Origin of the sequence: Novosphingobium sp. ERN07 (assembly GCF_012641335.1) — a bacterium.
In the GTDB taxonomy this organism is placed as follows: Bacteria; Pseudomonadota; Alphaproteobacteria; order Sphingomonadales; family Sphingomonadaceae; genus Novosphingobium.
The window spans coordinates 84,917-101,075 of record NZ_JABAID010000001.1 but is presented as its reverse complement, the minus strand read 5'-3'; the positions used below and the strand labels follow the sequence as shown (position 1 = coordinate 101,075).

The following is a 16,159-nucleotide window of genomic DNA, read 5'->3' as shown; positions in this document are numbered from 1 at the left end:
AACCGTATTTCCGGCATTAAGCGCTCGGTTGAGCTTCCTGCGCAGTTGCAAAATAACTTTCCTGCAGTCATGGGGGCACTTCGCGCAATTTTCGTCGCTTTTCCGCGAGGGTGATTCGCGCGTGTTGCCTCTTTTTGGATGTAGGACGATCATCGAGATGGGATTTCCGCCGGTTCAGGGCCTGTACGATCCGCGTAACGAACATGATGCCTGTGGCGTGGGCTTCATTGCCCATATTAAAGGCCAGAAAAGTCATGCCATCGTGGATCAGGCGCTGGAGATTCTGCGCAATCTCGACCATCGCGGCGCGGTGGGTGCTGATCCGTTGCTGGGTGACGGCGCGGGCCTGCTGATCCAGATTCCCGACCAGTTGTTCCGCAAGTGGGCCGCTTCCGAAGGCCGTGAACTGCCGCAGCCGGGCGACTATGCCGTTGCCATGTGCTTCCTGCCGCAGGACGAAGCTGCGCGCCTGTTCGTGACCGAGTTTTTCGAGAAGTTCATCGCCAAGGAAGGCCAGGAACTGATCGGCTGGCGCGATGTGCCGACCACGCTCGAAGGCCTTGGCAAGACCGTGATCGAACAGATGCCGGTCATCCGCCAGTGCTTCATCAAGCGCGGGCCGAACACGCCTGATCAGAATGCATTCGAACGCAAGCTGCTGGCCATCCGCAAGCAGACGCAGAACCCGCTGGCGGCGATGGCTGATAAGCACGGTCTTCCGGGCGTGACGCAGCTTTATATGCCCAGCTTCTCGACCCGAACGATCGTGTATAAAGGCCTGCTGCTCGCCAACCAGGTCGGTTCGTTCTACGACGATCTGCGCGATCCCGATTGCGTTTCGGCGCTCGGCCTCGTTCACCAGCGCTTTTCGACCAACACTTTCCCAAGCTGGAAGCTGGCGCACCCGTTCCGCTTCATTGCCCACAACGGTGAAATCAACACCGTGCGCGGCAACGTGAACTGGATGAACGCGCGCCGCCGCACGATGGAATCGGAGCTGCTAGGCCCCGATCTCGACAAGATGTGGCCGCTGATCCCGCACGGTCAGTCGGATACCGCCAGTCTCGACAACGCGCTCGAACTGCTGCTGGCCGGTGGCTACAGCCTTGCCCACGCAGTGATGATGCTGATCCCGGAAGCATGGGCCGGCAATCCGCTGATGGATGCCAAGCGTCGTGCGTTCTACGAATACCACGCCGCGCTGATGGAGCCGTGGGACGGCCCCGCCGCCGTGGCGTTCACCGATGGCCGCCAGATCGGCGCGACGCTGGATCGCAACGGTCTGCGCCCTGCGCGCTTCTCGATCACGCGCGACGATCTGATCTGCATGGCGTCCGAAAGCGGCGTCCTGCCCTTCCGTGAGGAAGATGTCGTTCGCAAGTGGCGTCTTCAGCCCGGCAAGATGCTCCTGATCGACATGGAGCAGGGCAAGATCATTGAGGACGAGGAAATCAAGGCCGAACTCGCAGGCGCTGAGCCTTACGAGGAATGGCTGGATTCCGCGCAGTATAACCTGAAAAAGCTCGACGTGATTGAGCCTGAACTGGCCGCGCTGCCGGTGGAAACCACCTCGCTGCTCGATCGCCAGCAGGCCTTTGGCTACACGCAGGAAGATATTTCCCGGTTCCTGGAGCCGATGGCCGTGGCCGGCGACGATCCTCTGGGTTCCATGGGCACCGACACGCCGATTGCCGTGCTGTCAAACCGTTCGCGCCTGCTCTACGATTACTTCAAGCAGAACTTCGCGCAGGTTACCAACCCGCCGATCGATCCGATCCGCGAAGAACTGGTGATGTCGCTGGTCAGCATGATCGGGCCGCGCCCGAACCTGTTGGGCCACGATGCTGGCAGCCACAAGCGTCTCGAAGTCGATCAGCCAATCCTGACGAACGAGGAAGTCGCCAAGATCCGTTCGGTCGAAGCCGCGCTGGATGGTGCTTTCCGCACCGCCACCGTCGATGCGACGTGGGATGCCGCAACCGGCGCTGATGGCCTTGAAATGGCGATCAAGGAAATGTGCTGGGCGGCCACCGAAGCTGTGCTGGCTGACAAGAACATCCTGATCCTGTCGGACCGCGCGCAGTGCGAAACTCGCATCCCGATGCCGGCGGCGCTGGCAACGGCAGCGGTGCACCAGCACCTTGTGCGTCAGGGTCTGCGTATGCAGACCGGCCTTGTCGTGGAAACCGGCGAAGCGCGCGAAGTGCACCACTTCTGCGTGCTGGCGGGCTATGGTGCGGAAGCGATCAACCCCTATCTGGCGTTCGAAACGCTGGAGCAGATCCGCGTGTCGAAGGAGCTTCCGCTCGAACCCAAGGATGTAAAGAAGAACTACATCAAGGCGATCGGCAAGGGCATTCTCAAGGTCATGTCCAAGATGGGCATTTCGACCTACCAGTCCTATTGCGGCGCGCAGATCTTCGATGCCGTGGGTCTTTCGACCGAGTTCGTGAACGCCTATTTCACCGGCACGGCCACCACCATCGAAGGCGTGGGCCTCAAGGAAATCGCGGAAGAAGCCGTGCGCCGTCACGCCACGGCCTATGGTGACAACCCGATCTACCGCAAGATGCTCGACGTGGGCGGCATGTACCAGCTCCGTCTGCGGGGCGAGGAACATGCGTGGACCGCATCGAACATCGCCAGCCTGCAGCACGCAGTTCGCGGCAACACGCCCGAAAAGTATCGCGAATTTGCCCAGTCGATCAACGACCAGTCCGAACGGATGCTGACCATTCGCGGGCTGATGGAACTGAAGAAGGCCGATCAGGCTATCGACATTTCCGAAGTCGAACCTGCCAGCGAAATCGTCAAGCGCTTCGCCACCGGCGCGATGAGCTATGGCTCGATCTCGTGGGAAGCGCACACCACGCTGGCCGTGGCGATGAACCGCATCGGCGGCAAGTCGAACACCGGCGAAGGCGGCGAAGACCCCGCGCGCTTCACGCCGATGGCGAATGGCGATTCGATGCGCTCCGCGATCAAGCAGGTGGCATCGGGCCGCTTCGGCGTGACGGCGGAATACCTCGTCAATGCCGACGACGTGCAGATCAAGATGGCGCAAGGCGCAAAGCCCGGTGAAGGCGGGCAGTTGCCGGGCGACAAGGTTGACAAGACCATCGGCAAGACCCGCCACTCGACGCCCGGCGTCGGCCTGATCTCGCCGCCGCCGCACCACGATATCTACTCGATCGAAGACCTTGCGCAGCTCATTCACGATCTCAAGAACGTGAACACCGGCGCGCGCATTTCGGTCAAGCTGGTGTCCGAAGTGGGCGTGGGCACCGTGGCTGCGGGCGTTTCCAAGGCGCGCGCCGATCACGTCACGATCTCCGGCTACGAAGGCGGCACTGGCGCATCGCCGCTCACCTCGCTGACGCACGCCGGTTCTCCGTGGGAAATCGGCCTTGCCGAAACCCAGCAGACCCTGCTGCTCAACAACCTGCGCAGCCGCATCTGCGTGCAGGCAGACGGTGGCCTGCGCACAGGCCGTGACGTGGCCGTGGCCGCGCTTCTGGGCGCAGACGAATTCGGCTTTGCCACCGCGCCGCTGATCGCCGCAGGCTGCATCATGATGCGCAAGTGCCACCTGAACACGTGCCCGGTCGGCGTTGCCACGCAGGATCCGGTGCTGCGCGCGCGCTTCACCGGTCAGCCTGAGCATGTGATCAACTACTTCTTCTTCGTTGCCGAAGAACTGCGGGCGATCATGGCCGAAATGGGCTTCCGCACGGTCGCAGAAATGGTCGGCCGCGTGGATCGTCTCGATGCCAACAAGGCGGTTTCGCACTGGAAGGCTCAGGGGATCGATCTGTCGAAGCTGCTGCACAAGGTCGATCCAGTTGCGGGCACGACCTTGAACTGGAGCGAAACGCAGGATCACGGCCTTGAAGCCGCACTCGATCAGGATCTGATCGCTGCCAGCGCGCCTGCGCTGGACAAGGGTGAACCGGTTCGGCTCGAACGTAAGGTCATCAACGTCAACCGCACGGTCGGCGCGATGCTTTCGGGGGAAGTGGCGAAGAAGTATGGTCACAAGGGCTTGCCCGACAACACCATCCACATCTCGTTCAAGGGTGTGGCGGGCCAGTCGTTCGGCGCTTTTCTCGCACATGGCGTGACGCTCGATCTCGTTGGCGATGCCAACGACTATGTGGGCAAGGGGCTTTCGGGCGGCCGGGTGATCGTGCGCCAGCCTTCGCATGTCGAACGTGATCCGACCGAGAACATCATTGTCGGCAACACCGTGCTTTACGGCGCGATTGCCGGTGAGGCCTTCTTCAACGGCGTGGGCGGCGAACGCTTTGCGGTGCGCAATTCGGGCGCTGTCGCAGTGGTCGAAGGCACCGGCGATCATGGCTGCGAATATATGACTGGCGGCGTCGTCGTCGTGCTCGGGCGCACCGGGCGCAACTTCGCGGCGGGCATGTCGGGTGGCGTGGCCTACGTCTATGATGTGGATGGCAATTTCGCCAAGCTCGTCAATGGCGCGATGGTCGATGTCGTACCGGTTTCGGCAGAGCGTGACGAAGATGACGGTGCAGGCCGTCCGCAGCAGCGCGGGGTTGACGTTTACGACTACGGCATGGGTGACATGCTGCGTCATGACGCGGAGCGCCTGCGTGTGCTGGTGGAACGCCACCACCTCTACACCGGCAGCAGCCGGGCGCGTGAGATTCTCGATAACTGGGACGCAGCGCTGGGCAAATTCGTCAAGGTGATGCCGCGCGATTATGCGCGTGCGCTCCGCCAGATGGAGGCCGAGCGCCTCGAAGCCGCCTCGGTCGCGGCTGAGTAAGGGTTAGATTACAATGGGCAAGGCAACCGGCTTTCTCGAAATCGACCGCAAGGATCGCACCTATGATGCGCCTGCGGAACGTCTGAAGCACTACCGCGAATTCGTGATCCCGCACAATGATTCCGGCCTCAAAGGGCAGGCATCGCGCTGCATGAACTGCGGTATTCCGTACTGCCACAACGGCTGTCCGGTGAACAACCAGATCCCCGACTGGAACCATCTGGTCTATGAAGGCGATTGGCGCGATGCGCTGATCAACCTGCATTCGACCAACAATTTCCCTGAATTCACTGGCCGCATCTGCCCCGCTCCGTGCGAGGCTGCGTGCACGCTGAACATCGTGGATCAACCGGTCACCATAAAGTCGATCGAATGCGCTATCGTTGATCGCGGGTGGAAAGAAGGCTGGATCGAACCGCAGGTTCCGGCGAAGAAGACCGGCAAGTCGGTCGCCATCGTCGGTTCCGGCCCCGCGGGCATGGCTGCTGCACAGCAGCTTGCGCGTGCTGGCCATTCGGTGACGGTGTTCGAAAAGAATGATCGCGTTGGCGGGTTGCTGCGTTACGGCATTCCCGACTTCAAGATGGAAAAGACCCACATCAATCGCCGCGCGATGCAGATGGAAGCCGAAGGCGTCCAGTTCCGCACCGGCGTTGAGGTGGGCGTAACCGTCTCTTTCGCGTCGCTGCAAGAAAACTTCGATGCCGTGGTGCTGGCAGGTGGCGCCGAAGATCCGCGTGGCTTGAACATCCCCGGCGCGGAGCTGCCCGGTGTCCGCATGGCGATGGAATTCCTGACACAGCAGAACAAGCGCAACGCAGGCGACGATGAACTGCGCGCCGCGCCGCGCGGCTCACTCACGGCCACCGGCAAGCACGTAGTGGTCATCGGCGGCGGCGATACCGGATCTGACTGCGTTGGCACCTCGAACCGTCAGGGCGCGGCTTCGGTCACCCAGCTAGAAATCATGCCCAAGCCCCCTGAAAAGGAAGACAAGGCGCTGTCGTGGCCGAACTGGCCGCTAAAGCTGCGGACATCTTCCAGCCACGAGGAAGGCTGCGAACGTGAGTTTGCTGTGCTGACCAAGCGCGTGGTGGGCGAAAATGACGTTACCGGCCTCGAATGCGTCCGCGTCGAATGGGTGAACGGCCAGATGCAGGAAGTCGCGGGCAGCGAATTCGTGCTCAAGGCAGACCTTATCCTGCTGGCGATGGGCTTTGTCGGCCCGCGCAAGCAGGGCCTGCTCGAACAGTCGGGCGTAGAGCTTGACCCACGCGGCAATGTGAAGGGCAATGTCGTCGACTACAAGACCAGCGTCGAGAACGTGTTCTCCTGCGGCGACATGCGCCGTGGCCAGAGCCTTGTTGTCTGGGCAATCCGCGAAGGCCGCCAATGCGCTCGCGCCGTGGACGAAGCGCTGATGGGCGTGACCGAACTGCCGCGCTGATCGTCAGATCAAAGCTCGATCAGAAAAGGGGTGTCCGGGTTCGGATGCCCCCTTTTTCGTTGTTCTCAGGCGTCGCCTTCCGGCTCGGCCATCGGCGCCGCTTTCTTGCGGCAGACCAGCAGCTTGTCGATCTTGCGCCCATCCATATCGACCACTTCAAAGCGCCAGCCCTGATCGGTGAAATGTTCGCCTTCGTTGGGCAGCCGCTTGAGGACGGAAAGGCAGTAGCCTGCCGTCGTGGCAAATTCGCGGTCATCGGGCATGTCTATGCCCAGCCGGTCGGCCAGCGCGTCGGCGGGAAGCGCGCCTGCGATGAGCAGCGAACCGTCCTCGCGCTCAATCACCATCGGTTCATCGCCCGCATCTGCATGGCCGACGAAATTGCCCGCGATAGCGGCCAGCAGGTCTGCCGGAGTGACGATACCTTCGAGATGGCCGTATTCGTCGTGCACCAGCGCCAGCGCCACTTCGGCCTGCTGGATCATGCCCAATGCGTCCATCGTATCGAGTTGATCGGGCACGATGGCAGGCTTCTTCATCAACCGGCCCAGTTGCACCTTGCGCCCACGCAGCAGGGTGGAAAGCACATCGCGCACTTTCACGACGCCCACGATCTTGTCTACCGAACCGTCCGCCACCAGCAGCAGCGAATGGGGGCTGTCCTCGATGGCCGCCCGCAATTCGATTTCGGGGGCCTTGCGCTCGATCCAGTGGAGTTCGGTGCGCGGTGTCATCACTTCACGCACGGGGCGTTCAGCCAGGCGCATGATGCCGGTCATCAGTGCACGCTCTTCCTCCTCGATCACGCCGGATCGCGTGGCCTCAGCAAAGATCATGTGCAGTTCTTCGGCGGTAACTTCCTGTTCGCCACCCTGCTTCAGGCCAAGCAGGCGGATGATGAGGCTGGATGAATTGTCGAGCAGCCAGACGAACGGCGCCGTGACCTTCGACATCAGCGCCATCGCTGGCGCAGCGATCTTGGCAATCGGTTCGGCAGCCCGCAATGCCAGTTGCTTGGGCACCAGTTCGCCTACCACAAGGCTGAGGTAGGTGGTTATCGCGATGACGATGGCGAAGCCCGCATCGTCGGCATAGCGTGCGGGCACACCCCAAGCGACGAGTCGTTCCGCCGTTGGCCCGCCAAGGCTTGCGCCCGAATAGGCGCCGGCGATGATGCCGACCAGCGTGATGCCGATCTGCACCGTCGATAAAAATTTTCCGGGATCGGAAGCGAGCGCCAGCGCGGTTTTTGCGCCTTTGCTGCCCTCCTCCGCGGCCACTTTCAAACGTGCCGGACGCGCGGAGACGATCGCCAGTTCCGACATGGAAAACAAGCCGTTGAGCACAACGAGGCCAAGAATGACCAGGACATCAGACCAAGGATAAGGTGTCACACAGCGGCCCCTAACAGATTTCCCGCAAAAGGCGAATAGCGACGCAATAGTTCCCTATCATGTCTCCTGTCACGGCAATGACATTTTACGTTCGGGAACCGTTCAGCCGAACTGGGCGTATTTCATCCTGTCATTACGACGTCCTGTCGCTACATTTGAAACAGGATGCCGTTCAAAGGGGACAGGAAATGAAAATTCGCCGCATCATGATGTCGAGCTTGTGTGCAGTTTCGCTGGTCAGCCTCTCTGCCTGCGTCACCGACCCTAACACGGGTGAAAAGAAGGTTTCCCGAACCGCTATCGGTGGCATCGGCGGCGCGCTGGGTGGCGCCCTTTTGGGCGGCTTGATCGGCGGCAAGACCGGGCGCATCGTTGGCGCGGGCATCGGTGGTGTCGCCGGTGGCGTGATCGGCTACCAGAAGGACAAGCAGATCCGCGAACTGCGCGAACAGACCGCAGGGACCGGCATTGACGTGACCGAAACCGATGGTGGCAACGCTATTTTGGTGAACCTGCCAAACGGCGTTACCTTCGATGTCGATAGCTCGACCGTAAAGCCTGCTTTTGGCGCAACGCTTGATCGTGTTGCGCAGTCGCTGGTGCAATATCCCAACTCGCTTATCGACGTCTACGGCCACACCGATTCTACCGGTTCGGACGCCTACAATCAGTCGCTTTCCGAACGCCGCGCCCGCGCGGTTGCCGATTACCTGACCTCGCGCGGGGTGGGTTATGCCCGTATTCGCAGCCAGGGCTTTGGCGAATCGCAGCCGATTGCCTCGAATGACACTGAACAGGGCCGCTCTGCCAACCGTCGTGTCGAGATCAAGATCGTGCCGATCAGCCAGGATGACGTGAACGCCGCGCGCAGCGGCCAGTAAGCGCCCTCCACCCAGACAAGCGGCGCTGCCCCACCCGGGCGGCGCCGTTTTTGTTTGTCCCATGCGTTTCGCGGTTGACCCCCGTCGGCATGGGCTGGCATCGGGCTCGCGCAAAGGAGACTGCCAATGCCGATCGAACGCCGCCCCCTTAACGGACGTATGGTGAACCCCGTTGGCCTTGGCTGCATGTCGTTGAGCTGGGCCTATTCCGGGCGGCCGAGTGAGGAAGACGGCATCCGCCTGTTCCACCGCGCGATAGACATCGGCTACGATCATTTCGATACCGCGCGCCTCTATGGCCTTGGCCATAACGAAACGCAGGTGGGTATCGCGCTCAAAGGGCGGCGTGATCAGGTCTATCTCGCGTCGAAGATGGGCATCTTTGCCAGCGGAGAAAAGCGCGGGGTCGATTGTCATCCCGATACGATCCGTAGCGAACTCGAAGTGTCGCTCAAGCTGCTGCAGACTGATCACATCGACCTTTACTACATGCACCGGCGTGACCGGAACGTCCCCATCGAGGAATCGGTCGGCGCGATGGCTGACCTTGTGAAGGAGGGAAAAATTGGCGGCATCGGCCTGTCGGAAATGTCGGCTGATACGCTGCGCCGCGCTTCCGCGGTCCACCCGATTGCGGCCATGCAGACCGAATATTCGCCGTGGACAAGGCAGGCGGAAATTGCCGTGCTTGATGCTTGTCGCGAACTTGGCACCGCTTTCGTGGCATTTTCGCCCGTGGGGCGCGGAGTTCTTGCCAATGGCTTGCGCGATCCTGCCGCGCTACCCGATGGCGATATCCGCAAGGCGATGCCGCGCATGAATGCGGAAAACTGGCCCAAAAATCTTGCACTGATTGATCAGTTCAATGCGATTGCGGCCCGCGAAGGCGTCACCCCGGCGCAACTCAGCCTTGCCTGGGTGCATTCGCGCGGGGATCACATCGTGACCATCCCCGGCACCGGCAAGATCGCCCATCTTGAAGAAAACATCGCGCGCTGGGACTGGGAAATTCCCGCAGCCGTCGCCGCAGAAGTCGATGCGCTGATTAACCAGCAGACCGTTTCCGGCCATCGCTATGCGGGGGCGATCCTCCCCACGATCGACACCGAGGATTTCTAAACCATCTTCGCCGCGCGGTCGGCCAGTCGGTCGACCGCTGCCGCATGGATCGCCGGGGCTGTCACCAGCAGTCCAAACGCCCGCGGATCGCGCTTGTTGTAGGCAAGCGGTTGACCGAAAGCATCGCTCACAGCCGCACCTGCCTCGCGTGCGATCAGGCTGGCGGCGGCGATGTCCCATTCAAACCCCCATCGCAGTGTTGCCAGCAGGTCAGCCTCGTTCGCGCCGACCATCGCGATGCGCAGCGCGATGGAGTTGGGCTTATCGACGGTGACTAGATCGGCGTCCGCTTTGGGTAGGCTGTCTGCCGGGACGCGCGAACCGGCCAGTACGCCGCGCTTGCTGGCTTGGAGGGGCAACCCATTACGCGTCGCGCCTTGTCCCGCAATCGCAGCCCAGTATTCGCGGCGCGCCGGTGCGCTCAATGCGCCGATCAGCGGGCGACCCTCGCTTACCAACGCAACTGAAACGGACCAACCGGGGCGGCCACGCACGAAATCGCGGGTGCCGTCCACCGGATCGACCAGCCAGCAAAGCCCGCGCTCCAGTCGATCAGGATGGTCCACTGTTTCTTCAGATAGCCAGCCAGCCGATGGCAACAGGGCAGCCAGTTCGCGCTTTAGAAAGGCATCGACTGCGATATCTGCATCGCATACCGGGCTGCCCGGCGTCTTTTCCCACACTTGCGGGGCATGGCCGTGGCCGGGCCAAAGCGCGAGCGCCATTTCCCCCGCACTGCGGATGATAGCGTGAAAGCGGTCATAGTCGATCATCGTGCGTCCCTGATCGTGTCGGCTCTTGTATGTCGGTGCAATTGCGAGTTGTTATCAAAGATAGGTCGAGACCTCGCATTTACGCCCCTTTTCAAGCTCTGCGTGCTGTGCTTAAGGCATAGCGACTCAAAGCGCCATCGGGGGCGCATACCTTTGCGCCGATGGTGGCGCGCCTGTCGGTTTTTCGGCCCATGCCGGAACGCCATTCAAGTCGGGGATCACGCATGAACGTCCATGAATATCAGGCCAAGGAACTGCTCGCGAAGTTTGGCGTCGGCATTCCGGCTGGCATCGCCGCGCTTACCGTTGAAGAAGCCGTTGCCGCTGCCAAGCAGTTGCCCGGGCCGCTTTATGTCGTGAAGGCGCAGATCCACGCCGGTGGCCGCGGCAAGGGCAAGTTCAAGGAACTGCCTGCCGATGCCAAGGGCGGCGTGCGCCTGGCCAAGAGCATTGAGGAAGTCGAAGCGTTCGCCAAGGAAATGCTCGGCAACACCCTCGTGACCGTGCAGACCGGCGAAGCTGGCAAGCAGGTGAATCGTCTTTACGTGACCGATGGCGTTGATATCGCCAAGGAATACTATCTCTCGATGGTGGTGGACCGCGCCACCAGCCGCGTCGCCATGATCGTGTCGACCGAAGGCGGCATGGACATCGAAGAAGTCGCTCACGCTACGCCCGAAAAGATCGCCACGATCACCATCGATCCGGCAGAAGGCTTCATGCCGCACCACGGCCGCGCCGTTGGCTATGCGCTCCAGCTTTCGGGTGACCTGAACAAGCAGGCCGGCAAGATTGCCGAGCAGCTTTACAACGCTTTCGTCGCGCTCGATTGCGACATGCTCGAGATCAACCCGCTGGTGGAAACCAAGGACGGTAACCTCTTGGTCCTCGACACCAAGATGAGCTTCGATTCGAACTCGCTCTATCGCCACCCCGATGTCTTCGCGCTGCGCGATGAGACTGAGGAAGATCCGGCGGAAATCGAAGCCAGCAAGTATGACCTCGCCTACATCAAGCTCGATGGCAACATCGGCTGCATGGTTAACGGCGCTGGCCTTGCTATGGCCACGATGGACATCATCAAGCTGAACGGCGAATTCCCGGCCAACTTCCTCGACGTGGGCGGTGGCGCAAACAAGGAAAAGGTCACCGCAGCGTTCAAGATCATCCTGAAGGACCCGGCGGTTAAGGGCATTCTCGTCAACATCTTCGGCGGGATCATGAAGTGCGATATCATCGCTGATGGTATCGTCGCGGCGGCAAAGGAAGTGAACCTTTCGGTTCCGCTCGTCGTCCGCCTCGAAGGCACCAACGTCCAGCAGGGCAAGGACATTCTGGCCAACTCCGGCCTGCCGATCGTCCCTGCCAACGATCTGGGCGATGCCGCCAAGAAGATCGTCGCCGAAGTGCGCGCGGTCGCCTGATCGCAAAGCACTGCAATGTGATTGCAGGGGGCGTCGGGCAACCGGCGCCCCTTTTGCTTGTGCCAGTGGCCTAACGGCGGCGTATCGCCGATAGAGCAGGACACGGCTGCACCTGTGGTTGACGTTTACGTAAGCGCAAATTATGCCCTTGCTACTGATTTTAAGGGAAAGGACGCTTGGCCATGAAAGCCCTGGTGTGCGTAAAGCGCGTGATTGACTACAACGTGAAGCCTCGGGTGAAGGCGGATGGGAGTGGCGTCGATCTTGCGAACGTGAAGATGAGCATGAACCCGTTTGACGAGATTGCGGTTGAGGAAGCGATACGCCTGAAGGAGAAGGGCGTTGTGACCGAGATCGTGGCGGTTTCGGTTGGTCCGGCGAAGGCACAGGAAACGCTGCGCACGGCGCTGGCGATGGGCGCGGACCGTGCGGTTCTGGTGCAGGTGGATGACGGCACCGAGGTCGAACCGCTGGCGGTGGCCAAGATCATCAAGGGCATTGCCGATGAAGAAGCGCCGGGCCTGATCGTGACCGGCAAGCAGGCGATTGACGATGACAGCAACCAGGTCGGCCAGATGGTCGCCGCGCTGCTGGGCCGTCCGCAGGGGACGTTCGCCAACGAGGTTTCGGTCGAGGGCGATGCGGTCGTCGTGAAGCGCGAGATCGATGGCGGCTTGCAGACCGTGCGTCTGGCGCTGCCCGCCGTGGTCACCACCGACCTTCGCCTGAACGAGCCGCGCTATGCCTCGCTGCCCAACATCATGAAGGCGAAGAGCAAGCCCTTGGCGAACAAGACCCCCGCCGATTACGGCGTGGACATCGCCCCGCGCCTCAAGACGCTCAAGGTCAGCGAACCGCCGGTGCGCAGCGCGGGCATCAAGGTGCCCGATGTCGATACGCTAGTCGCCAAGCTCAAGGAAATGGGAGTCGCCTGATGTCCAAGGTTCTCGTTCTGGTCGAACACGACAACACCTCGGTCAAGGATGCCACCTTGGCCGCCGTCACCGCAGCATCGCAACTGGGCGAAGTGACCGCGCTGGTCGCAGGATCGAACTGCGATGGTGCCGCAAGTGCCGCAGCGCAGATCGCTGGCGTGGCCAAGGTGCTCAAGGCCGACGACGCCAGCCTCGACAACGCGCTCGCTGAAAACGTCGCCCCGCTGGTTGCAGGGCTGATGGCCGATTACGACGCCTTCGTCGCGCCCGCCACCACCACCGGCAAGAACGTCGCCCCGCGCGTGGCCGCGCTGCTCGACGTGATGCAGGTGTCGGACATCCTCTCGGTCGAAGGGCCGAAGACGTTCACCCGCCCGATCTATGCCGGCAATGCCATCGCCACGGTCGAATCCAGCGACGCCAAGCTGGTGATCACCGTGCGCGGCACCGGCTTCGCCAAGGCGGCCCCCACCGGCGGATCAGCCAGCGTCGAAGCCGTATCGGCAACCGCCGACAGCGGCCTCAGCACCTTCGTCAGTGCCGAAATCGCCAAGAGCGAACGCCCGGAACTGACCAGCGCCAAGATCATCGTATCGGGCGGCCGCGCGCTGAAGGACGCCGCCACTTTCGAGCAGGTCATCACCCCGCTGGCCGACAAGCTGAACGCAGGCATCGGCGCATCGCGCGCCGCGGTCGACGCAGGCTACGTGCCCAACGACTACCAGGTCGGCCAGACCGGCAAGATCGTGGCGCCTGAAGTCTACATCGCGGTCGGCATCTCGGGCGCGATCCAGCACCTTGCCGGCATGAAGGACTCCAAGACCATCATCGCCATCAACAAGGATGAAGACGCCCCGATCTTCCAAGTCGCCGACATCGGCCTCGTCGGCGACCTCTTCACCATCGTACCGGAACTCACCGGAAAACTATAATTGCGTAAAACACAACTGCTTTGCCGTCCTTCGCACTTGCCGTAACGCGCTGAAAACCGCACATAGAGCAGGCCTTTCAGGCATCCTCTCCCAAACTTTCCAAGGCTGGTCTTCGGACCGGCCTTTCTTTTTGCGCAACTCACTCGTGTGCAGCACATACGAAAAAGGGAGGCACGGTGGCCTCCCTTTCCGTCATTTCGCAGGGATAGAACGTCAGGCGACGAAGCGTGACAGGAAGCCGTGGCTCTTGGTCACTGCGGCCAGCCGGTCCATCGCAAAGGGCGGTTCCTGCTCCACATAGAAGTGCTGTACGCCTGCCGCCTGTGCCGCAGGCAGGATCTTCGCCCATTGCAAACGGCCTGAACCAACCTCGGTCGGGTCCTGGCTCATCACATAGTTGGTCTTCGTGGTCGCCTTCACGTCCTTTACGTGAACCGCCTTCACCCGGCCTTTGAGCTTGCCCAGCTCCACTGCAGGATCAAGCCCGGCAGCCGAAGTCCAGCCAAGGTCCAGCTCGAAATTCACCAATGAAGGATCGGTTTCTTTCATCAGGATTTCCCAACCCGTGGTGCCATCGGGCAGCGGCGCGAATTCCATGTTGTGGTTGTGATATCCCAGCGAAATCCCGAACGGCTTCAGCGCCGCCGCGCGTTCGTTCAGCAGCGTTGCCGTGCGCTTCCAGTGGTCCGCCCCGGCTTCGCGCAGGGCATCACCGATGGCCACTTGCGGGTTCTTGCCTTCCGGAATCGAAAAGCCTTCGGGCAGCGGGCACAGCGGCATGAACACCTGATAGATGCCCAGCGTGTTCAGCCCATCGGCAATTTCCTGCGGCGAACTCATCAGCGAAAGCGTGCCGCCGGTAAACGGCCCCGGCATGTTCATGTGGATCGAGCTATAGCGCACGCCCGCCTTGTCCGCCGCCGCGCGCAGGTCTGCAGGCGTGCGGTTATAGAAGTTCGGCAGTTCAATATCGGTAAAGCCCACCGCCGCCAGCTTTGCCAGCGTGCCATCGAGATCCTTAACCGGCATATCGCCCAGCGTGTAAAGCTGCAGGCCAATCGGCTTGCCGATGCGCTGGAAGAACGGCTTGCTCCGCCGCAGAGCGGCCATTGCAGGTGTTTCGCTTAATGCCAGCGCTGCGGTTGCGCCCAGCGCGGCCAGCAGCGCGCGGCGATTCATCATAACTTGCGACATCAATGGATCTCCTGCGGATTGGCGGGACCGTGCGTGGCTGGACGAAAGGCGACGAGCAGCAGCATCGCGCCAATCGCGGCAAGGCCCGCCGGAACGAGGAACACGGTGGTGTAATCGACCACGCCCTGCGCATCGGTCAGCCCGGCGACCAGCGCCGGGAAGGCGAAGCTGGCCACCATGTTGCCCAGGCCCAGAATGAGCAGGTTGAACAGCCCCTGCGCCGAAGAGCGCACGTCTTTGGGGAAGGCTTCGTCGACGAAGATATAGACCGTGGCGAAGAAGAAGGCATAGCAGATGCCGTGCAGAAGTTGCACTGCGATGATCGCCGGAATGCTGTCAGCCATGAACGAGAAGGCGAGGAACCGGGCCGCGTGGCCCAGAATGCCCACGATCATCGTCCAGCGCCAGCCCAGCCGCACCAGCACTTTGGCGAGCACCAGCATGGTCAGGATTTCGGCCACCTGTCCAAGGCTCAACACCACCATCGAAAGGTTGCCGGCAATGCCGACGCGATTGGTCAGGAAGGCGTCCGACAGCACGAAGTAGCCGTTGTGAACGACCGAATCGATGAAGGTGACGAGGAACAGCACGGCCACCACCGGCTTTTTCAGCAGGCCCAGTGCGCGCCGCCATGCCAGCTTGTCCACATCGCCGCCCTGCTTTGGCGGGGTGTGCGGCAAGGTGAGCGAGAACGCCGCCATCGCGAACGAGATTACCGCAGCGACGATGAAGATCGAACGCACCTGCGATGCGTCAGCCTGTGCGCCAAGGATAAACACGAAGGGCCAGCTAGCCATGATCCAGCCGACAGTGCCGCCCGAACGGACCGATCCGAACTCGGCCGGATTGGGCAGATGGGTGAAGGCAACGGTGTTCGTCACCGAAAGCGTCGGCACATAGACGAGGCTATAAATCATGTAGCACACGAAGAACGGCACGAAGCTGCTGCTGAAGGCCACGCCCAGCAGCGCGAGGCCGCCGATCACATGGCTGCCCGCCAGAAACTTCTCAGCCGAGAACGTGCGGTCAGCGAACTGGTTGGAGAAAAAGATCCCCACCACCGATGCAATGCCCCAGCATGTACCGACCAGCCCTTGCTGGCCCGCGCTGAATCCCAGCATTCCCATGTAGGGAAACAGCTTTGGCGCCCATGCGCCCCAGATCGCCAATTGCAACGCCATCATGGCGAACAGGCGGATTTTTAGTGACAGCGTTGACAATTCAGGCCCCTCGATCCCGGTTTTCGTTGCGCGCGATCTTGC

Annotated in this window: 11 protein-coding genes; 7 read left to right on the top strand and 4 right to left on the bottom strand. The window is 61.6% G+C overall.

Translation table 11 applies throughout. The annotated features are described in order from the left end of the window. Window positions 1–157: 157 nt before the first annotated feature. Window positions 158–4,798 carry a glutamate synthase large subunit gene (gene gltB / locus HGI47_RS00525; RefSeq protein ID WP_168850830.1) on the top strand — a complete coding sequence of 1,547 codons (4,641 nt, stop codon included), beginning with the start codon at window positions 158–160 and terminating at the stop codon, window positions 4,796–4,798. Window positions 4,799–4,811: 13 nt separating this feature from the next. After that, on the top strand, window positions 4,812–6,245 hold the full coding sequence (locus HGI47_RS00520; protein WP_168850829.1) for a glutamate synthase subunit beta: 1,434 nt from the start codon (window positions 4,812–4,814) through the stop codon (window positions 6,243–6,245). Between the two features lie 65 nt (window positions 6,246–6,310). Here the strand turns inward: HGI47_RS00520 and HGI47_RS00515 are convergent, their stop codons facing one another. Further along, the gene (locus HGI47_RS00515) at window positions 6,311–7,639 is read right to left on the bottom strand and encodes a hemolysin family protein (RefSeq protein WP_168850828.1); all 1,329 of its coding nucleotides are present in this window, start codon (window positions 7,637–7,639) and stop codon (window positions 6,311–6,313) included. Between the two features lie 188 nt (window positions 7,640–7,827). Here HGI47_RS00515 and HGI47_RS00510 point away from each other — a divergent pair, with 188 nt between their 5' ends. Together HGI47_RS00510 and HGI47_RS00505 are read left to right on the top strand one after the other, a co-directional pair. Next, window positions 7,828–8,520 (top strand): OmpA family protein, encoded by a 693-nt coding sequence (locus HGI47_RS00510; protein WP_168850827.1) that lies wholly within the window; start codon window positions 7,828–7,830, stop codon window positions 8,518–8,520. Between the two features lie 126 nt (window positions 8,521–8,646). Beyond that, entirely contained in the window at window positions 8,647–9,639 is a 993-nt protein-coding gene (locus HGI47_RS00505) for an aldo/keto reductase (protein WP_168850826.1), read from the top strand. Here the strand turns inward: HGI47_RS00505 and HGI47_RS00500 are convergent. Next, window positions 9,636–10,412 carry a 3'(2'),5'-bisphosphate nucleotidase CysQ gene (locus tag HGI47_RS00500; RefSeq protein ID WP_168850825.1) on the bottom strand — a complete coding sequence of 259 codons (777 nt, stop codon included), beginning with the start codon at window positions 10,410–10,412 and terminating at the stop codon, window positions 9,636–9,638. The genes HGI47_RS00505 and HGI47_RS00500 overlap by 4 nt on opposite strands. 224 nt (window positions 10,413–10,636) lie before the next feature. Between HGI47_RS00500 and sucC the strand changes: the two genes are divergently transcribed. From sucC to HGI47_RS00485, 3 genes are all read left to right on the top strand, one after another. Next, the gene (gene sucC / locus HGI47_RS00495) at window positions 10,637–11,836 is read left to right on the top strand and encodes an ADP-forming succinate--CoA ligase subunit beta (protein WP_168850824.1); all 1,200 of its coding nucleotides are present in this window, start codon (window positions 10,637–10,639) and stop codon (window positions 11,834–11,836) included. 182 nt (window positions 11,837–12,018) lie between these two features. Next, window positions 12,019–12,771 (top strand): electron transfer flavoprotein subunit beta/FixA family protein, encoded by a 753-nt coding sequence (locus tag HGI47_RS00490; protein WP_168850823.1) that lies wholly within the window; start codon window positions 12,019–12,021, stop codon window positions 12,769–12,771. Then, the gene (locus tag HGI47_RS00485) at window positions 12,771–13,703 is read left to right on the top strand and encodes an electron transfer flavoprotein subunit alpha/FixB family protein (protein WP_168850822.1); all 933 of its coding nucleotides are present in this window, start codon (window positions 12,771–12,773) and stop codon (window positions 13,701–13,703) included. The genes HGI47_RS00490 and HGI47_RS00485 overlap by 1 nt, the downstream gene beginning before the upstream one ends. 213 nt (window positions 13,704–13,916) lie before the next feature. On the opposite strand, the gene HGI47_RS00480 is transcribed toward HGI47_RS00485, so the two are convergent. Then, window positions 13,917–14,897 carry a sugar phosphate isomerase/epimerase gene (locus HGI47_RS00480; protein WP_168850821.1) on the bottom strand — a complete coding sequence of 327 codons (981 nt, stop codon included), beginning with the start codon at window positions 14,895–14,897 and terminating at the stop codon, window positions 13,917–13,919. Next, window positions 14,897–16,117, bottom strand: a complete 1,221-nt coding sequence (locus HGI47_RS00475; protein ID WP_206065902.1) for an MFS transporter — start codon at window positions 16,115–16,117, stop codon at window positions 14,897–14,899. The genes HGI47_RS00480 and HGI47_RS00475 overlap by 1 nt, the downstream gene beginning before the upstream one ends. Window positions 16,118–16,159: the final 42 nt, after the last annotated feature.